Below are 18509 nucleotides of genomic sequence, written 5' to 3'. Positions count from 1 at the left end.
TTTCTTATCATAGGCATCAACGTAAGAAAAGTAGTAGTTTAAGTTTCTTAGAAGGCCTTTTCCTATTTTTGCACTTAAGAAAGGAAATACTTGTCCAGTATAATCATCGAGAGATTTACAGTAATATTTTTCATCTAAATATATACTGTATTTACATGTTAGTTCTACTAAAGGATTCCCTTCATCATCAAATACTTCTTTAGAATCAATAATATCTATTAGTGCAAATTTTTCATTTAAGTAAACTTTCTTTTTTTTCTCGTGTTTATTTGTAAGTATAAAAACTAGACCAATCGCGTTAATCAAACTATTTCCTCCTATAAAAAACGGATATTAATAAAATATATCGATATAAGCTAAATGTAAAGAGGAGAGGTGAAATATCATGGAGAGAAAACTAAATAAGCCGATTTATGTTGGGAAATCGACTTATTTTTATCAAGTATTACTTAGTAGTAATACCTACTCTGATTAAAGTTTCACTTTATTGAAAGACTTGCGGGAATTGTTTTACGATTGCGTTTGTTATCATGTCGGCCATTTCTAATGCTTCTTTTTCAATTTTATCGTAAAGTTCTACTCCTGCTTCATAATCTTTATTTAGGAAGGCAAGTGCTTCTGCTTTCGTTAGTGCTAAATGTTCATAAAACATTTTTCTAAATTCTTCTTTATCTATATATGGGTTGATACTGTTAAGAAATTCAATAATTGCGTCACCATTAGCGTACCATTTTTTCTCTATAGCGGCCGCTGCATTTTGATTACCAGCTTTTGCGGCTTTAACAAGATCCGCTGCAATTACTAAGTGATCTTTAATTAATGCACTATATTTTTTCACTGCATCTTCACCGTAAAATGGTTCAAGTGATAGTCCCATATGTGTTGCGTTTTGTAGAAGTCGCCCAACAGTAACGTTAACATCTGGTAAATTAAATACTATACTTACAATAGCCAATCTCGTCCAAGCGACGTGTTGTTCCCATAAAGAACGCATATACCCTTTTAAAAAATTCTCATTTTTACTAATTCGGTAGTTCCGTACGGATAAATCATAGTTTACATAAGGGTTATGGTAGGGGGAGTAATACGATTGCCAATAAGAATACATAAATAGTAACACTCCTTTGAACATGTATAACTCAAAGTATGATAAACATTTATTTTTAGTTACGTGTCCTAGATTATTTTTAGGGAATTTGAAATGGAGAAATTAGGTGAATGATGTTGTGGTATATATGAATAAAGTGAATATAAAGTAAAATAGGGTCTGCAAGGGAAGTTGCAGACCCTCAAAAGGGTATTGCCGAGATGTCGGACTCGACTACGTAATGTTATCATAAAATTCTTTTGAAAAAACCTGGTAAATGTGTCCAAATGAAATTGGTACCTTAATACAGTCAAAGGGACCTGCTTCCCGCGGCAGGTCCCAATAACTAGATAATGTCGATGAGCAAAAACTCATCTGGAGTACTTTTATAGTACAAGTAAAATGACTTTTGTGTATTGAGAAAGAAGAATTGCATAATTATATGTGAACAATTTAAATCCCAACAATTTATGATTATCATTAATTGTTGGGATTTAAATATGGTTATAAAATGGAGAAAAGAAGTGGAAGTGAGATTGAGGTGCACAGAAGTATGTAATTATGAAAAAGACCTGCTAATATAAGCAGGTCAACTTAAGGGGTTTATCCAACAGATTATTATATATGTTAACAATTCAATTGTAGTAAGTCTATACGTTTAATATTGAGAAAACTTCTGTGAATAATATATTTTTTGTGCATATATTAACGTCTAAAAAGTTGAGAAAGAAAATTAAAAAGCTTTTTATAAGAGAATAATGCCTGATACTTATAGTATGATTCATATTTCCACGCATCATTATTAGAGAATTGGGGCTTTTGTGTTTTCGTTTTTGCCTTGATGGAACTCATATTACGATGATTCATATAGTAACCTCCTGAATTTATATGTATACGATTAGTAGTATTCAAGAAAGGGAAATAAAATGAACATTTAAATTGAAAATCTTTCTTCTTGTGTACTGGATTTACGTTATAAATGCTGTAAAACATATAAAATAATGATGCTAATTCATATTAAATAAGTGAAGAAACATAGAATAATGAAAAAACAATAAGCATCTAATCATCCCTTTCAAGTCGCATAAGTGATTGATATAATAGAAGTAGATGAAAGATAAAGAAAAGCAGGTGACTCTTTTTTGTTTACTAAAGCACAAGAACTTTTAGCGTCCTACTTTGGTTATTCTTCGTTTCGAAGAGGACAAGATGAAACAATTAAAAATGTACTAGATGGGAAAGATACGGTTTGTATTATGCCAACCGGTGGCGGTAAGTCGATTTGTTATCAAATTCCGGCATTAGTATTTGAAGGAACGACGTTGGTTATATCGCCTCTAATATCACTTATGAAGGATCAAGTAGATACATTGGTACAGAATGGCATTTCAGCTACATATATTAATAGTTCTATATCTATTGCAGAAGCAAATCAGCGAATTCAATTAGCGAAACAAGGACATTACAAGTTACTTTATGTGGCGCCTGAGCGTCTTGATTCGATGGAGTTTGTTGACCAACTTATCGATATGAAAATCCCTATGATTGCGATTGATGAAGCACACTGTATTTCACAGTGGGGACATGATTTCCGTCCAAGTTATTTACATATACATCGCATATTAGATTATCTTCCAGAAAAGCCGCTCGTATTAGCATTAACAGCAACAGCAACACCGCAAGTACGTGATGATATTTGTAATACACTTGAAATTAATCAAGAAAATACAATTATGACAACGTTTGAGCGTGAAAACTTATCGTTTTCTGTTATTAAAGGGCAAGATCGAAATGCATATTTGGCGGATTATATTCGTCAAAATCAAAAGGAATCTGGGATTATATATGCAGCTACTAGAAAAGTAGTCGATCAGTTATATGAAGATTTAATGAAGGCAGGAGTTTCTGTATCAAAATATCACGCTGGTATGAGTGATATTGATCGAAATGAGCAACAAGAACTCTTTTTACGAGATGAAGTAAGTGTAATGGTAGCAACATCTGCATTCGGGATGGGTATTGATAAATCGAATATTCGTTACGTAATTCATTATCAGCTTCCAAAAAATATGGAAAGTTACTATCAAGAAGCAGGACGTGCTGGTCGTGACGGATTAGATAGTACATGTATATTGTTATATTCTTCTCAAGATGTACAAGTACAGCGTTTTTTAATTGATCAATCAACTGGAGAATCACGTTTTTCAAATGAACTTGAAAAATTGCAAAATATGACCGATTACTGTCATACAGAACAATGTTTACAATCATTCATTTTGCAATACTTTGGAGAAGAACCGAAAGAAGATTGTGGACGCTGTGGTAATTGTACAGACAATCGCGAGAGCATCGATGTGACAAGAGAATCACAAATGGTTTTATCATGCATGATTAGAACGAACCAACGCTTTGGAAAGCAAATGATAGCGCAAGTATTAACTGGGTCGAAGAATAAGAAAGTTATTGAATTTAATTTTCATACTTTACCAACGTATGGGCTTTTATCGAACCGTAGTGTAAAAGAGGTCAGTGAGTTTATTGAGTTTTTAATTTCAGACGAGTTAATTGCAGTTGAACATGGCACTTATCCGACGTTAAAAGTAACTGAAAAAGGGAAAGAAGTATTACTTGGTAAAGAGAATGTTTTACGAAAAGAACGAGTAGAGACAAGACAAATTGTTCAAGACCATCCTTTATTTGAAGTGCTTCGTGAAGTACGTAAAGAAATTGCACAAGGAGAAGGTGTACCGCCATTCGTTATTTTCTCTGACCAAACATTAAAAGATATGTGTGTGAAAATGCCGCAAAGTGATTCCGAATTGTTGACGGTAAAAGGTATCGGAGAACACAAACTTGTGAAATATGGCTCGCACTTCTTACAAGCAGTTCAGCATTTTATTAAGGAAAATCCAAATTATGCTGAAACGATTAAGACAGAAGTAGTTTCAGAGCGTAAAAAGTCAGGAAAAGCGTCCGCAAATTCTCATTTAGAAACGTATGAAATGTATAAACAAGGTATTGATTTGAATGAGATTGCAAAAGAACGTAACTTATCAAGACAAACAATCGAAAACCATTTAATTCGCTGCTATGAGGATGGAATGGAAGTAGATTGGCAAAGCTTTGTTCCAGCAGAGTATGAATCTCTTATTGAAACTGCCGTTCAAAATGCAGATGGTGGTCTGAAATCTATTAAAGAACAGCTTCCGAATGAAGTGAGTTACTTTATGATTCGTGCTTATTTACAAATAAGAAAGTAGAGGCATATAAAGGGGATAAGAATTTATGTATCATGTTTTCGTTTATGGAACGTTAAGAAGAGGACAAACGAATGCTCATTATATGCTAGGTGCAACATGCATCGCAGACAGAGCTTGGACATATGGAAAATTATTTGATACGAACGAAGGATATCCGGCCATGACTTATTCGATTGAAGAACAGGTGTATGGAGAAATTTATGTAGTAAATGATGAGATATTGTGTAAGTTAGATGAACTAGAAGAATATAAAGGCAATGCGGAGACTGATTTATATAATCGAATCACGCAAACAGTATATGTTGCTTATAGGGAAATTGAGGCATATGTGTATATCGCTCAGGATAAAAAGATGTTAAAGAAAGTGATAGACTCTGGAGATTGGCTTATGTATCAAAAAATATAATAAGGTAGTTTTAAAAATTGGAAAGCAGATAATGACGAATTCATTATCTGCTTTTTATTGTGTGAATAATTGTCGTTCTCTTTTTATTCTTATAGTTCTTAGTACGATTCCAATTCCGAGAAATAAAACAGTAGCAGCGACCCCGCTAGTAGGATTTAACCAAAAATCACTACTGTTTGTAAGAGTAATAATCCCTGTTATTGTAACTAAAACAGTAGGAACAGCATCCTCGATTGCATGCATGATAACACATGGCCAGACGGATTTTGTAAGTCTATATATTTCAACATACATAATTGACCAACAAACCATAAGGATACAGCCAGATAGAAGCATATTTAATCTTGAGATAGATTCAAAATATTCATTTGAAGAGCCTCCTTTACTTTTATTTATCCTACTATTTGTGGGCAGTAAAACGCCCATTGATTAAAGTCTTTAATTTTCACAATATTTGTTAATAGATAAATTAAATAGGAGACAAATAGAAAGTAGTATCTTTTGTATGCATCACTATACTATATGTGTATTTGTGTGATTTAGATGTTGCATATTCTTTTTAAATTAGAAAGATGAAAAATAAGTTTTTTCGGAAAATTTAAACGGAAACTATTGACTTTATGATTGGGTTTTTAATACAATGATACTTCGACTGAAAAATTAGAACGGACAGGAGGGAATCGTCGAAATGAGCAACATATTTGAAGGTGAGTTACAAAAAATGAAGGATACTTTACATACGATGGATGAGCAATTGGATAAGCTTGAAAAAACCCCGGTTTATTATGGAGAAGATTTTAAAGAGCAAATTCTTGAAAGTATGAGGGAGTCTAATAGACAAAACTTACGTATTGGTGTGCAAGAGCCGTACTTTGGAAGGTTAGATTTTCAGGAAGATGGAAAAGAAGAAGTTATGCCGATTTATATCGGAAAAGTAGGGGTTTCGGATATGGACACGATGAAGCCAATCATTATTGATTGGCGGGCGCCTGTCGCAAGTATGTTTTATTCATTTACCGGTGGAGAAGAATTAGCATTTTATCAATCACCAGATGGGTTAGTAGAAGGTGATGTGTATTTAAAACGAAACATTTCCATTCGAAAAAGAGAACTTGAACGTGTTGTTGATACATATGTAAAAGGAAATGAAGATGTATCGCATGCCGATGATTTTCTTCTATATCGATTAGGTGAGAATAAAGATAATAAGCTAAAGGATATTGTTTCAACGATTCAATCGGAACAAAATGATATTATTCGAGCGGAAAGAAATTTACCATTACTTATTCAAGGGGTTGCAGGGAGCGGAAAGACAACAATTGCTTTACATCGCCTTGCTTTTTTAATTTATGAATATCGTGAACAACTAGAAGCAGAAAGAATGATCGTATTTGCGCCGAATAGTCTGTTTTTAGACTACATTTCGAGTGTACTTCCTGAATTAGGTGTAGGGAATATTAGTCAAACAACGTTTCTGGATTTGGCATTACGTACGTTAGATGATTCAGTGAAACTAAAGCAGACAGAAGAAAAATTGAAAGAAGCATTTTCAATTAATCGTGATCAAAAGAAGGTAATGCTAGGTAAATTAAAGGGTACGTTGGAATTTAAGAAGTTTATTGAAGAGAGAATGATCCAATTTGAAAATGAGTTAGTTCCGACAAAAGATTTTGAGGCGTGGGATAGAGCGATTATTCCAGTAGAAGATATTAAAAAATGGATGCAAGTTGAATATAAACATTATCCTTTACAGAAAAGAAGAGAACGATTAGTAGGACGAATGAAGCGCTGGATTGAAATTGAACTTAAAAAATTCGGGGAAACAAACGAGAAAAAATTACTTAAAAAAGAAGCGACTAAGAGACTGAACGCATATATGAAGTTTTGGCCGAAAATGAGTGCTCTTTCACTGTATAGTTCAATAGTAAAAAGTAAAGAAATACTCGAGGTATTACCTGAAGAACTTGTTAAAGAAACAGAAAAGAGTTGTCGTAAAAAAGAAGTGTATGTAGAAGATTTACCAGCTTTAATATACATACATCATCGTATAACAGGGATTGAAATCGGGCAGAAGTTTCATCACGTTGTTATTGATGAAGCGCAAGATTTTTCGCCTTTCCAAGTTTATGTATTAAAAGAAATTACATTAGGTAATTCTTTCACTATATTAGGTGATTTATCGCAAGCGATTTATGATTACCAAGGAATTGAAGATTGGAATGCTTTTAAGGAAGTATTCCAAGAAACCGGTTATTATGAATTGACAAGAAGTTATCGTTCTACAAAAGAAATTATTGAATTTGCAAATGAAATAATTAAAAATGCAGAAATCCCAGTAGGACTCGCAACACCAGTCTTCCGCAGTGGAGAAGATGTGAAAGTAATTCATACAGAAAATCAATTTACTGAAATTGTGAAGACGGTAAAACATTTGCAAAATGCAGATGTGAAAACAATTGCGGTAATCGGAAGAACAGAAGATGAATGCCGTGATATATATGTGAAATTAACAAATGCAGGATTAACGGTAAACGTAATTGAAGCAAACCAAAGTAAATATGAAGGTGGTATATCAGTAGTACCTGTCTATTTAGCGAAAGGTTTAGAATTTGATGCGGTGCTTTTAATTGATGTGGATGAGGAACATTACAAAAACACAAAGCATGATGCAAAATTACTATATGTCGGATGTACGAGATCACTTCATGACTTATGGATTTTCTATAGTGGAGAAGCGTCACCTTTAATTAAAGGATTAAAATAAAGTGAAACTATAATCAGTGGGGATTTTTACTGCAAGCTAATGTGAGATAAATATAAAAAGAGGATTTCTATTACTGTCTACTTAACAGGGAGATGACTATGAAGATCCTCTTTTTATATTGAAATTAGTGTTCGATTTTAAACGAATAAAGCCATTAATATTAAATTTTGATAGCTATCATCCAATTTTACACCCTTTGCTTTTCTACCCTCTTCAAAGAAGCCTAGATTCTTATATAACTGGATTGCACCTAGATTATCTTCCATTACCTCAAGACAAACTTTTTCAATCTTACTGTTATTTTTAGCCCAATTGATTAACGTTTCTAGAAGAGCTCTTCCAATACCATAATTTCGATATTCAGGTAGTATGGTCATCGCAAAAGCCCCTTGATGACTAATTTTTTCTTTGTTTCCGTTCTTAAAATCTATTGCACCGACTAACTTACCATCAACTTCAGCAATAAACTGTACATAATTTGGATTTTCAAGATAAGCTTTTAACGTTTTTTGAATAGCATCGATACGCACCTTTTTTACATCCTCAACCGTACTTAGCATGTATGGAGCGTTTATTAAAGCTTTTGAAGCAGAATCTAGTATTCTTTCTGCATCCTGTTCTTTAGCTTCTCTAATTATTACTGTTTTTCCATCCTTAGATTTATAAGTAAAAACATTAGTTGATAAGATACTACACACACCCTTTCGGAATATAATTAGTTGAATTTTTTAACTATCGTACGATTATTAAGTAAGAAAAAGTCGTATCACCTTTTGCTGCAATCGCTCTGCTTCAACTTAATGACGATTATTTCAAATGTTTTTAATTTTCACAAGGATTTATTCCGTTATATAGCCCGATTGTTGAATAACATGACTGGCGTTTTTTAAACAACTTTATTATCTCTGTACACGATGAATTAACGACTTGAGCTGTTGTGTAAATAATATACAATGACCTTTTCTAATTCCTTAGTTTGTCCTTTTTCCCGTACACGAACGGCATCTACTGGAGTTTGTGTATGTTTTAACCAATCTAGAATAAGGTGTAGTTGTTCTTGTATTTGCCCAATGTTTTGCTCCTTTATGTTCTTATTCTGAATTCTATTAATTAATTGCAGCATATAGGGAAGTTTTTCTATACATTCGCTTAAATCTCCGCAATAACCTGAAGGGAATTCATTTGTACCAAATTCTAAAGTATTGATGTAATTAGAAACTAGGTATATCATGGCTTTTTGTTCGGTATCACCACCTAATTCAATCGCTTTTCGAAGGAATTTTTCTAAATCGTCTTCTTTATTGCTAGAGTCCATATAAATTCCTATCCATCTAAAAGGTCTTGAATCAAATGGGTTGTTTTCTGTCCATCTATATAGAATGTCAATTAGAAAACTATTTAGTGAGAAAGTTAAGATCCCATCTTTTTCGTTTAATGCATCTAAAATAGTAAACAGCGAAATGGCAAACTCTTCTTGATCTTTTGATTCCCATTTCTTTGCATTTGAAATAAATGTCTCTAAATGTCTCTAAATGTTTAAAAGCTAATTTTCGAAGTCCCGCTTCGCGATGCTGACAGTAACAAATAAAATCATGCCAATGCTCATTTTTATTCATATGTATAATAATAGTTTGTAATGTATTGAGAGGTTTATCCATTATAAGTCCCCAATCTATTAAGCACGTGTTGAAAATTTAGTGTTATTATATCATTACATAAATTAAAAAGGGAGAGTCACTATGATTACAAAAGTAATTACGAAAAGTAATTGGGAAATCGCAAAAACAACTGGAGAAATTAATGAAGAATCACTTATAGAAGAGGGATTTATTCATTGTTCATTATTAGATCAAGCTTTAAAAGTTGCAGAAAAATATTTCAAGCATGAAGAAGATGTTTTATTACTTACAATTGATCCAGCTTTATTAAAAGCAGAAGTAAAATATGAACTTGCTTCTAACGGTCAAGAATATCCGCATGTTTACGGAGTAATTAATGTTGAGGCGATTGTAGAGGTTGTTCAATTTTCTAAAGAAAAAGGGGAATTTATATTACTTAAATCAGTTCGACTTTAGTAATAGGTGATGGAGTTCGCTATAATCGCTATATATAGCTAATGAATCCTATTGATAAACGAGGTTTTTTTGTTTATCAGTAGGATTTTGAATTTTATTCGAACGGACTTAAAAAGAGCACATTTGAATTGTGCTCTTTAAGAGAAAAGTGAATTAGGTTTTTTTACTTCTAGATAATGTATGAGTGATTCATCATAATGTGACGATGAATCACAAAAGAGCAGTTAGAGTGGGAAGAATTTAAGATGGTCACGGGATCCAATCGATAGGTAATGCAGCGGTTCTAACAGGACTCATTATAGACTTTGAAGATGAAACGTAAAAAAGTTATTGTTTTTATCTGAATATTGAAGGAATACAAGAGTTTTATTTATTTAATTTTTTAGAAAACATAGACTACAACATTGGTAAATGGTATAATTTCCTTGTTATTGGAATTAAAATCAAAATATTTGAAAATAAAGGATAGGGTTGGTTTTAATGGGGGATTCTGATCACAAAGAAACAAAGGCAATATTAAAGTTATGGTTTATTTATATACCACTTGCATTTGGAGAATTTGTTTTTTCGAATATCATAGGTTATTTAAAAAAATAAAGATTTTGTATTTGAAAAACAATTAACCTAATTTAATTGTTTTTTTATTTTTCTCTAATAAACCAAACAAAAATAAAGATTTTGAACAAGATGAAGTTTATGAAGGAAATAACGTTGATTAGGTGCTGAAAACAGTGTGAAATCAACAGTGCCTAAAGAATAAAACAGGAATCATTCAACTATGGTAATTTTCCGTTTTATTAGCTTCCTATAGTGAGGTGTTATGTTCACATCATATGTATACGATATTTGTAGCTTAATATAGTATTACTGGAACTGCAAAATTAGTAGTTAAGGTTGCTACCTTTTAGAGTGATATGTATAACTTAGCTAAAAAAGCACAAATCATATAATTTGCGCTTTTCATTATCCGTTTTTTGGTAAAAAATTATAGTTTTTGTCACACTAATACTGTACGATACATAGTATAAAACACATACTGTATGACATATAGTAATGGAAATGAGGTGAGTGAATGGATACTTTATTAAACTCGTTAATTACTGAGTTAAGAAGAGGGACATTAACGTTAGCCGTTTTAAGTCAATTAACAACGCCGCAGTACGGATATTCACTTGTCCAGTTATTGGAGCAATCAGGAATTACAATTGATCAAAGTACTTTATATCCGCTACTTCGCCGATTAGAAAAGCAGGAATTAGTGACGAGTAGTTGGGATAAAACGGAGAGTAGACCTCGTAAGTATTATGTTTTAAGTGAATATGGATTAGAAATATTTTTGCAGTTGAAAAAAGAATGGATAAAGGATTCAAAAGAACTGTATAACTTATTAAAGGAGGAGGACGATAATGAGTCTAATTGATATCTACGTCCATGAAGTTGCAAAAAGATTACCTGAAAAAAATCGTGAAGATATTACACTTGAAATACGGTCAACAATAGAGGATATGTTACCTGATAATTATAATGAAGATGATGTAAAGAGCGTTCTTGAAAAATTGGGAAGTCCAGTTTCATTGGCTAATGGATACATGGATAGACCGATGCATTTAATTGGACCACGTTATTTTGATGTATATATGACATTATTAAAAATGATTATACCAATTGCAGTTGTTATTGCACTTATTTCAATGGCTGCAGAAAGTTTTATTAGTTATAGTGGTGAGCAGGCAGTAGTAAACGTTATTTTAAAATTGATGGGTGAAGGAATTGCAAAAACATTTGAAGTAGGTCTCCAAGTATTTTTTTGGATAACACTTGTTTTCGCTGTTTTAGAAAGAACAGATAAAGAAAAAGACCCACAACCATTGACAATAAGTTTAAAAAAATGGACACCAGATGATTTGAAAAACATCTCGTATATCCCAAAGAAAAAAGCAATCTCGAAGTTTGAAGTTTTTGGAGGTTTAATGTGGACAGCAGTTTGGGCTACACTTTACTTTTATGCGAATTATCTTGTTGGCGTATATAACGGTACGGCAAATGGACTGAAGTTTATCTCGCCAACTTTTAATCAAGATGTTTTATTGCAGTACTGGCCAATCGTTGTAATTATGATCGTTTTTGAAATATGTATATCCCTTTATAAATTAGTGCAGGGACAATGGACGCAAAGAGTGGCGATTGGGAATGCTATTCTTCAAATAGCTGGGACGATAGTATTCATTGTAATTGTAGTAAATCCACATGTATTTAACGCAGGGTTTATTACGTATTTGGCAAATGCATTTACTATTTCCTCAGAGGAGTTTAAAACGTGGCTCATTGGGGGAGGAATTTTCTTCTACATGTTATCTGCTGCAATAAATATATTTGATGGTTTCCGAAAAGCTAGTATTCGTATGTAGATAAAAATCGGAAATTTCGATAAAATAAAACTATTAAAAAGATAGTAAAATAAGGTGAACATGATGAAAGGAAGAAAATAATGATAAGGGAAGCAACGAAAAAAGATTTAGCATACATTTTAGATATTTATAACGATGCGATACTTTATACAACAGCTGTATATGCGTATAAACCTGTAACCCTTGAAAATAGAATAGATTGGTATGAACAAAAAAAGGCTGAAGAGTATCCAATTATCGTATATGAATTAGATAATAAAGTAGTAGGATTTGCGACATTCGGCCCATTTAGAGCGTGGCCTGCTTATAAATATTCAGTTGAACATTCTGTGTATGTAGATAAGGCATATAGAAAAAATGGCATTGGGTCTTCATTAATGAAAGAATTAATCAAAATTGCAAAGGAAAGAGGGTATATGACCTTAATTGCTGGAATTGATGCAGAAAATGAGAAAAGTATTGCCTTACATGAAAACTATGGATTTGTTCATGCGGGGACAATTAAGAAGGCTGGTTATAAGTTTAATAGGTGGTTAGATTTAGCTTTTTATCAATTGGAGCTTAATGGTCCTAAAAGGCCTACAGAAGAATAGATATTTGCGTTTTGCTTAGTATGTATTTTAGAAAGGTAGCATGGGAAAATTTCATGCTATCTTTTTTATTGTATGCATACATATCAAGTAACAAAAAAGGTTTTATACATTCTATATCGAAATTAAAGAATGTAATAAAACAATATAAAAAGAGGTGCGAATATGCAAACTGTCATTGAAGGAATGAAAGAAATACAATCTGGTCAAGTTGGAGTGATTGTGTCTTCTACAAAATTTGAAGATATAATTGCCTCCTATAATAATGAACTATATGTTCCTTTAGCATCAGCAGCAAAAGTGGCAATTGGATTTGCAGTAGCAAACATGGTAAAAAACAAACAAATTAGTTGGAATGATATGCTTCACCAAATTAAATTTAATCCAAAAGAAGATAGTGCACAATTATATCCACATTTGCAAGGAAGAGATACAATATCACTCAGTAAAGCTGTTGAAGTGATGATAGCGTGTCATGACAGTTATATTGCAAAGGCGATTGTATTGCACTGCGGAGGATGGGATACTATTAGAAAGCATGTTTCAACGTACTTCCCTAACATACATGTTCAAGAAAACCCTAGAGATGAACAAAATGTTGGAGAGTTAAATGAAATACATTCACTTTTAGTGCAAATTTTTCGAGGGTATAAAACTAAGCCGGAATTATGGGAACCAATAATAAATGGAATGGTAAGGCAGCAAGGAGAATATGAAGGGATACCGTATTATCATATAGCTCATATGACAGGTGGATTGCCTACAGCAATAATAAATATTGGTATAATAGGGGTGTTTAACGAATTCCCGGTTCTTTACGTTATTGGGGGGAAAGATTTACCTAATCGAAGTGAAAATAAAGAAATAGATGAAGTTTTTGCAGTATCGTTGAAATACATATACAAAGAATATAGTGAAAGCATGCTAGGAGTGAGCGATTGAAAAGAAACTTAAAGACTTTAACAATCATTATTTTAATTTTAACGATTATTGCTCTTGAAGTTGGAATCGCCCTATATGATCACAATTTGTCATTAGATACAATTTACTTTGCAGCGATCCTTATTTGTATTGTATTGCTTTTTGGCACACGTGTTTCTGAAGAGAAAGAAAGTACATCGAAACGAGGGCGAAGAAAAATAGCTGTTATATTTTGGCCATCTATTTTATTGTCTATCGCTTGTTTTGCAGTTATAAGTTACATAAGGGTAGGCTATGTCTCTGTACCAGGGATAATTGGCTTTTCATGCTTTGTTACATATGGTGGAATCGTTTTGATTAGTATTTTAAAGGGGAAAAATAAAATGTAGCTTACTAAGTTGAAAGGAAGCAATGTATATGAAACATATAGAGAACGGTACACGTATTGAAGGAGAATACATTAAAAATAAAGTCATTCAATATAATATGTCCATCTTAACAGATGAAGTAAAACAGCCGATGGAAGAAGTAAGTCTCGTAGTAAAAAATGAAGAAGGAAAAATATTTGGTGGTGTAACAGGTACGATGTATTTTTATCATCTTCATATCGACTTTTTATGGGTTGATAAATCAGTTCGTCATGACGGTTATGGTAGTCAACTGTTACATAAAATTGAAGAAATTGCGAAGGAAAAAGGGTGCAGATTAATATTGCTAGATTCATTTAGTTTTCAAGCGCCAGAATTTTATAAAAAGCACGGTTACCGAGAGTATGGTATCGTTGAAGATCATCCGAAAGGTCATAGTCAGCACTTTTTTGAAAAGAGATTATAATAATATTATGTATACTGATTGATGGGAGAAAGCATATGTACACGTATAAATTGCAACAAGAACAACCAATCTGTGCAGAAAAAATAAAGAAGCTTTATGATTCTGTCGGTTGGTGGCCAGAAAGAAAAGAAGTCGATGTTGAAAAAATGTTAAAGAATAGTATAGCCATTGGAGTATGGGAAGAAAATGAATTAGTTGGATTTGCTAGAGTCGTTTCTGATGGTGTTTTTCGAGCATACATTGAAGATGTTGTCGTACATGAGAATGTAAGAAATAAAGGTATTGGAGAGAAAATGCTTACAATATTACTTCCAGAAATATCTCATATTGATATTGTTAGTCTATTTTGCGGAGAGAAGCTAATAAAGTTTTACGGTGAGCAGCAATTTCAAGCAACGAAGCAAATTGTGATGCATCGTAATCAAACAGGGAAAGAATAAGAGGTGCCAATTAAAATGAATGCAACAAGAGCGTACTGTTTATCGAAAAGAAAAGCGACAGAAGATTCTCCAGGTGGCTGGAGTGCAACATGTATGAGGCTTAATAATAAAATATTTGCGATAGTAAATCATGAAGAAGGCGAAAAAGCTGCGATTACATTGAAGTGTGATCCAGAAGTCGCATTAAGAATAAGAGAAGTTTATCCAGAAACAATTATTCCAGGGTATCATATAAATAAAAAACATTGGAATACCGTTTATATTCATAAGGATATAGAGCAGGAGCAAATTAATAAAATGATTGATTGGTCGTATGATTTAGTACTACAATCATTTTCAAAGAAAAAGCAGCAGGAGTTAATGGATTAATATGTATTAGGAGTGTGTGTAATGAAAGATTCGATTAAAGATACGTATGATAAATTAGCGAGTACATATAAAGAAAATCTAGATTTCGCAAATCCATATAACAGTTATTATGAAAGACCGGCGATGATGGAGCTTATTCCAAAGGAACTAGAAGGAAAAAAGATATTAGATGCTGGATGTGCAGCTGGATGGTATACTTCTCAATTCATAGGAAGAGGAGCAAATGTTACAGCAATTGATGTAAGTCCTGAAATGGTAAAAGCAGCAAAAGAAAATATAGGAGAAGAAGCGACGTTCCTTTGTCATGATCTGCAAGAAACATTGCCATTTGAAGATAATACGTATGATGTGATTGTAAGTTCATTAACTCTTCATTATATAGAAAATTGGAATCAAGTATTTCAAGAATTTCGTCGTGTATTGAAGCCAGGTGGAGAACTTATTTATTCTATTCATCATCCTTTTATGGATTTCACAAAGTTTCCATGTGAAAATTATTTTGAAAAACAGTTATTAATAGATACTTGGGTTAAACCGAATATTACTATTGAAGTCAAGTTTTTTAGAAGATCATTACAAGACATACTAAATGAAACTACAAATTATTTTGTATTAGAAGAAATAGTGGAACCGAAGGCAATTGAAAAAATGAAAGAAGTAAGCGAAAAATCATATTATTATTTAAATATGAATCCACATTTTCTTATCATAAAAGCAATCAATAAATAGCTAGTAAAATAACTTTGTTTTACTAGCTATTTACAGTTTTACATCACATATTAGGAGACTTTAAAATGAATACGAAACGAAATAGAGTAGTATATGCACTATTTACTATAGTTGTTATTATTTTAGGTCTTAGCTCAAGAAAGTTTGCTTTTGCACTACCACATCTATTAAATGATTATTTAGGTGATGCATTATGGGCATTAATGATTTTCATTGGCTTTGGATTTTTGTTTCCTAAAACAGAGACGAAGAAGTTGGCTTTTATTAGTTTAATGTTTTGCTACGGGATTGAAGCGAGCCAATTGTATCATGCGGAATGGATAGATAGCATTCGTGCAACGACTTTGGGCGGACTCGTGTTGGGATACGGTTTTTTGTGGAGTGATGTAGTGGCTTATACAATTGGTGTTGGAGTGGGAATACTGTGTGAGGTTATTTTTCGGAAGAAATAAGAACTGTAAAAGGGGTATTTGTAAATGGAACAAGCACTGGAAATTGCAAAGCTTTGGTTTCGAAATGAACATGTCACAGCTACTGTAATGCAACCAAAAGTAGCGAAGGTTTTATGCAAGAATAAAGAGTACATTTTAAAGAGAACGGGATCGATAAAGCAACTTCTAGTTGAATTCGATGTTTTGAAGCAACTGTATGAAAAGGGAATTAAAGTACAGAGAGTAGTAAAGACAGAAAATGATGAACAATATGTATTATATAAAGAGAAATGTTATTGCTTATATGAGTATGTTGCCGGAAGTGTTTTAGAAATTAAAGATACGGATAAGCTGGAAAGGCTAGCAAGTACAATTGGAGAAGAAATAGCTAATCTGCACAAAGCATTACATTCGGTGAATAGTGACCATGAGTTAATAAAAAGAGATTTATATAAGATGGTATTTGAATGGGCTATACCAATTTTAGAAAAGAATGAGTATGTTCATCGAGAGGTAATTCAAAAGATGGAGCGAATGCACGCAGCTTTCAAGGAAACGGTCCATTCATTACCGAGACAAATTATTCATCGTGATATGCATCTATCAAATGTAATCTTTAAAGATGATAAACTGGAAGGGTTTATAGATTTTGATATTTTAGAAAATAATGTAAAAATATTTGATTTATGTTATTGCTGTACAAGTATATTAAGCGAGCTATTTAGTGATGAAAGATTAAGAGGGAAATGGTTACATATCGTTAGCAAAGTCTTTGAAGGTTATTATAAACAAAATGATTTAACGAAAGAAGAACGAAAAGCCATTTGGTATGTTATGCTTTCAATTCAAATTATCTTTATTGCTTATTTTGTCCAGTTACCAGATTTATTAAAGTTAAATGAAGAAATGTTCTTCTGGATTTTTGCTAACAAGGAAGCTATTGAAGAAGTTATAGAAGGTATCGTAAAGGTATGAAAAAAATAATATTAATTGGTTCTGGTGGTTCAGGAAAATCTACATTAGCAAGGCAGTTAGGAAATAAATTAAATATTAAGGTGCATCATCTTGATGCATTATTTTGGAAACCAAATTGGGAAGGTGTTCCGAGAGAAGAACAAATAGCAGTTCAAAATAACTTAATTAAAGATGAGAAGTGGATTATTGATGGGAATTATGGCGGGACGATGGATATCAGACTGAATGCAGCTGATACAATTATCTTCCTTGATATTCATAGAACAATTTGTATTTATCGTGCGTTTAAAAGAATTGTAAAATACCGGAATAAAACAAGACCAGATATGGGCGCGGGATGTGAAGAAAGATTTGATTTGCAATTTTTTAAATGGATATGGAAATATCCTAATGCTAAACGACCTACAATTTTAAAAGGGTTAGAGCAATTGTCCGAAGAGAAAAAGGTTATTGTTTTAAAATCTCCAAATGAGGTTCGGAAATTTTTAGAGCACATATAATAATAGAATGTGACACAACAATTCTTTTTGGATCTTACCGATTAGTTTAATTAAACTAATCGTTTTTTATTATGAAAAATTTAACGCTTTTTGAAAATTGTATTTTGTAATGAGTATATGACTATAAATTCATATAAAATGAACGTTTGGAGGAATAGAAAATGACTAATGATTTAATTCAAAAAATCGATTCATTAATGGTAAATATTCCAGCTGGAGAGGTAGTATTAAGAAATGATCGAATAAAAAAAGAATGGCTAGTGCAAATTCAACCATTTCTTCTTGCGAAGTATGCTGTAACAATCAAACTATATGATGCTATTACAAATAGTCCATTAAATAATTTTGATAAAAATCATAAACCAGTTGTCAATATTTCATGGAACGATGCCATTGCGTTTTGTAATGTACTTTCAAAAAAAGCGGGATTAAAAGAATATTATTCTATTTTTTACATTTGTAGGTCAGTAATAAATATAAAGTTATACATGAAAAAAGTGTCTATATTAAATGATATAGACACTTTTCTGTTGTAAGAAGAGAAGAATTGTTTAAATGGAAAAAATGAAAATACTAAATGTGAATTTTGAGAACTAAGTCTACAATTTCTGCTGCACACTTTTATTTTATCCCGTATTAACCGACCGTAAAACCCCAACTAATTAAAGTTTTACTTTATGATTTCAGGATGTGGTTTTATATGTTAGTAATAATTTCACT

The 18509-nt window shown here is 32.3% G+C and carries 20 protein-coding genes, 3 pseudogenes and 1 riboswitch; of the genes and pseudogenes, 17 read left to right on the top strand and 6 right to left on the bottom strand.

Annotated elements, in window-relative coordinates; translation table 11 throughout:
* The 3 genes from AC0OM3_RS08330 to AC0OM3_RS08320 form a co-directional block, all read right to left on the bottom strand.
* Positions 1-306: cytoplasmic protein (locus AC0OM3_RS08330; protein WP_474211404.1), on the bottom strand; the 306-nt coding region annotated here is incomplete at its 3' end.
* A 178-nt stretch (positions 307-484) separates the two neighbouring features.
* On the bottom strand, positions 485-1108 hold the full coding sequence (locus AC0OM3_RS08325) for a hypothetical protein (RefSeq protein WP_000287736.1): 624 nt from the start codon (positions 1106-1108) through the stop codon (positions 485-487).
* 684 nt (positions 1109-1792) lie between these two features.
* On the bottom strand, positions 1793-1954 hold the full coding sequence (locus AC0OM3_RS08320; RefSeq protein WP_001016536.1) for a hypothetical protein: 162 nt from the start codon (positions 1952-1954) through the stop codon (positions 1793-1795).
* 275 nt (positions 1955-2229) lie between these two features.
* Here AC0OM3_RS08320 and recQ point away from each other — a divergent pair, with 275 nt between their 5' ends.
* Both recQ and AC0OM3_RS08310 read left to right on the top strand, forming a co-directional pair.
* A complete protein-coding gene (recQ, locus tag AC0OM3_RS08315; protein WP_000494267.1) occupies positions 2230-4347 on the top strand; it encodes a DNA helicase RecQ in 2118 nt (705 codons plus the stop codon).
* A gap of 25 nt (positions 4348-4372) precedes the next feature.
* Positions 4373-4753, top strand: a complete 381-nt coding sequence (locus tag AC0OM3_RS08310) for a gamma-glutamylcyclotransferase family protein (protein WP_000274902.1) — start codon at positions 4373-4375, stop codon at positions 4751-4753.
* Between the two features lie 54 nt (positions 4754-4807).
* On the opposite strand, the pseudogene AC0OM3_RS08305 reads toward AC0OM3_RS08310, so the two are convergent.
* Positions 4808-5122 (bottom strand): annotated as a pseudogene (locus AC0OM3_RS08305) (CPBP family intramembrane glutamate endopeptidase); the annotation flags it as partial.
* A 319-nt stretch (positions 5123-5441) separates the two neighbouring features.
* Here AC0OM3_RS08305 and AC0OM3_RS08300 point away from each other — a divergent pair.
* A complete protein-coding gene (locus tag AC0OM3_RS08300; protein WP_474211401.1) occupies positions 5442-7517 on the top strand; it encodes a HelD family protein in 2076 nt (691 codons plus the stop codon).
* Between the two features lie 137 nt (positions 7518-7654).
* Here the strand turns inward: AC0OM3_RS08300 and AC0OM3_RS08295 are convergent, their stop codons facing one another.
* Both AC0OM3_RS08295 and AC0OM3_RS08290 read right to left on the bottom strand, forming a co-directional pair.
* A complete protein-coding gene (locus AC0OM3_RS08295) occupies positions 7655-8215 on the bottom strand; it encodes a GNAT family N-acetyltransferase (RefSeq protein WP_000337119.1) in 561 nt (186 codons plus the stop codon).
* Between the two features lie 221 nt (positions 8216-8436).
* A pseudogene (locus AC0OM3_RS08290) lies at positions 8437-9175 on the bottom strand (hypothetical protein).
* 81 nt (positions 9176-9256) lie between these two features.
* Here AC0OM3_RS08290 and AC0OM3_RS08285 point away from each other — a divergent pair.
* The 14 genes and pseudogenes from AC0OM3_RS08285 to AC0OM3_RS08220 all read left to right on the top strand — a co-directional run.
* Positions 9257-9592, top strand: a complete 336-nt coding sequence (locus tag AC0OM3_RS08285) for a DUF952 domain-containing protein (protein ID WP_000629083.1) — start codon at positions 9257-9259, stop codon at positions 9590-9592.
* Positions 9589-9650: riboswitch (Fluoride riboswitch) on the top strand. It overlaps the preceding gene by 4 nt.
* 1014 nt (positions 9651-10664) lie before the next feature.
* Entirely contained in the window at positions 10665-11012 is a 348-nt protein-coding gene (locus AC0OM3_RS08280; protein ID WP_000380305.1) for a PadR family transcriptional regulator, read from the top strand.
* Positions 10999-12000, top strand: coding sequence for an HAAS signaling domain-containing protein (locus AC0OM3_RS08275; protein ID WP_474211398.1), 1002 nt, complete (start codon positions 10999-11001; stop codon positions 11998-12000). The genes AC0OM3_RS08280 and AC0OM3_RS08275 overlap by 14 nt, the downstream gene beginning before the upstream one ends.
* An 80-nt stretch (positions 12001-12080) precedes the next feature.
* A complete protein-coding gene (locus AC0OM3_RS08270; protein WP_474211396.1) occupies positions 12081-12593 on the top strand; it encodes an N-acetyltransferase family protein in 513 nt (170 codons plus the stop codon).
* Between the two features lie 162 nt (positions 12594-12755).
* Positions 12756-13532, top strand: a complete 777-nt coding sequence (locus AC0OM3_RS08265; RefSeq protein WP_001195219.1) for a serine hydrolase — start codon at positions 12756-12758, stop codon at positions 13530-13532.
* Complete coding sequence (locus AC0OM3_RS08260) at positions 13529-13900, top strand: hypothetical protein (RefSeq protein WP_474211394.1); 372 nt, start codon at positions 13529-13531, stop codon at positions 13898-13900. Before AC0OM3_RS08265 ends, AC0OM3_RS08260 begins: the two co-directional genes overlap by 4 nt.
* 28 nt (positions 13901-13928) lie before the next feature.
* A complete protein-coding gene (locus tag AC0OM3_RS08255) occupies positions 13929-14345 on the top strand; it encodes a GNAT family N-acetyltransferase (RefSeq protein ID WP_000680417.1) in 417 nt (138 codons plus the stop codon).
* Positions 14346-14380: 35 nt separating this feature from the next.
* Entirely contained in the window at positions 14381-14785 is a 405-nt protein-coding gene (locus tag AC0OM3_RS08250; protein ID WP_474211392.1) for a GNAT family N-acetyltransferase, read from the top strand.
* A gap of 15 nt (positions 14786-14800) precedes the next feature.
* Complete coding sequence (locus tag AC0OM3_RS08245; RefSeq protein ID WP_474211390.1) at positions 14801-15154, top strand: MmcQ/YjbR family DNA-binding protein; 354 nt, start codon at positions 14801-14803, stop codon at positions 15152-15154.
* Between the two features lie 21 nt (positions 15155-15175).
* On the top strand, positions 15176-15883 hold the full coding sequence (locus AC0OM3_RS08240) for a class I SAM-dependent methyltransferase (RefSeq protein WP_000655257.1): 708 nt from the start codon (positions 15176-15178) through the stop codon (positions 15881-15883).
* A gap of 65 nt (positions 15884-15948) precedes the next feature.
* Positions 15949-16335: a ribosomal maturation YjgA family protein gene (locus AC0OM3_RS08235; protein WP_474211388.1), complete on the top strand. Its 387-nt coding sequence runs from the start codon at positions 15949-15951 to the stop codon at positions 16333-16335.
* Positions 16336-16359: 24 nt separating this feature from the next.
* Positions 16360-17289, top strand: coding sequence for a phosphotransferase enzyme family protein (locus tag AC0OM3_RS08230; protein WP_474211386.1), 930 nt, complete (start codon positions 16360-16362; stop codon positions 17287-17289).
* Complete coding sequence (locus tag AC0OM3_RS08225; protein WP_000720552.1) at positions 17286-17789, top strand: DNA topology modulation protein; 504 nt, start codon at positions 17286-17288, stop codon at positions 17787-17789. Before AC0OM3_RS08230 ends, AC0OM3_RS08225 begins: the two co-directional genes overlap by 4 nt.
* Before the next feature lie 161 nt (positions 17790-17950).
* Positions 17951-18238, top strand: a pseudogene (locus AC0OM3_RS08220) (formylglycine-generating enzyme family protein); the annotation flags it as partial.
* Between the last annotated feature and the right edge of the window lie 271 nt (positions 18239-18509).

Source organism: Bacillus sp. FAU20, from assembly GCF_056033865.1.
The sequence above is the reverse complement of the archived record's forward strand: the minus strand, read 5'-3'. Positions and strand labels throughout refer to the sequence as shown.

What these genes read in the sequence shown, in the direction of transcription:
- AC0OM3_RS08320 (WP_001016536.1), bottom strand. Translation starts at nt 1,954, where the DNA reads ATGAATCATCGTAATATGAGTTCCATCAAGGCAAAAACGAAAACACAA.
- AC0OM3_RS08250 (WP_474211392.1), top strand. Translation starts at nt 14,381, where the DNA reads ATGTACACGTATAAATTGCAACAAGAACAACCAATCTGTGCAGAAAAA.
- AC0OM3_RS08285 (WP_000629083.1), top strand. Translation starts at nt 9,257, where the DNA reads ATGATTACAAAAGTAATTACGAAAAGTAATTGGGAAATCGCAAAAACA.
- AC0OM3_RS08270 (WP_474211396.1), top strand. Translation starts at nt 12,081, where the DNA reads ATGATAAGGGAAGCAACGAAAAAAGATTTAGCATACATTTTAGATATT.
- AC0OM3_RS08240 (WP_000655257.1), top strand. Translation starts at nt 15,176, where the DNA reads ATGAAAGATTCGATTAAAGATACGTATGATAAATTAGCGAGTACATAT.
- AC0OM3_RS08245 (WP_474211390.1), top strand. Translation starts at nt 14,801, where the DNA reads ATGAATGCAACAAGAGCGTACTGTTTATCGAAAAGAAAAGCGACAGAA.
- AC0OM3_RS08255 (WP_000680417.1), top strand. Translation starts at nt 13,929, where the DNA reads ATGAAACATATAGAGAACGGTACACGTATTGAAGGAGAATACATTAAA.
- AC0OM3_RS08275 (WP_474211398.1), top strand. Translation starts at nt 10,999, where the DNA reads ATGAGTCTAATTGATATCTACGTCCATGAAGTTGCAAAAAGATTACCT.
- AC0OM3_RS08230 (WP_474211386.1), top strand. Translation starts at nt 16,360, where the DNA reads ATGGAACAAGCACTGGAAATTGCAAAGCTTTGGTTTCGAAATGAACAT.
- AC0OM3_RS08300 (WP_474211401.1), top strand. Translation starts at nt 5,442, where the DNA reads ATGAGCAACATATTTGAAGGTGAGTTACAAAAAATGAAGGATACTTTA.
- AC0OM3_RS08310 (WP_000274902.1), top strand. Translation starts at nt 4,373, where the DNA reads ATGTATCATGTTTTCGTTTATGGAACGTTAAGAAGAGGACAAACGAAT.
- AC0OM3_RS08235 (WP_474211388.1), top strand. Translation starts at nt 15,949, where the DNA reads ATGAATACGAAACGAAATAGAGTAGTATATGCACTATTTACTATAGTT.
- AC0OM3_RS08325 (WP_000287736.1), bottom strand. Translation starts at nt 1,108, where the DNA reads ATGTATTCTTATTGGCAATCGTATTACTCCCCCTACCATAACCCTTAT.
- AC0OM3_RS08280 (WP_000380305.1), top strand. Translation starts at nt 10,665, where the DNA reads ATGGATACTTTATTAAACTCGTTAATTACTGAGTTAAGAAGAGGGACA.
- AC0OM3_RS08265 (WP_001195219.1), top strand. Translation starts at nt 12,756, where the DNA reads ATGCAAACTGTCATTGAAGGAATGAAAGAAATACAATCTGGTCAAGTT.
- AC0OM3_RS08225 (WP_000720552.1), top strand. Translation starts at nt 17,286, where the DNA reads ATGAAAAAAATAATATTAATTGGTTCTGGTGGTTCAGGAAAATCTACA.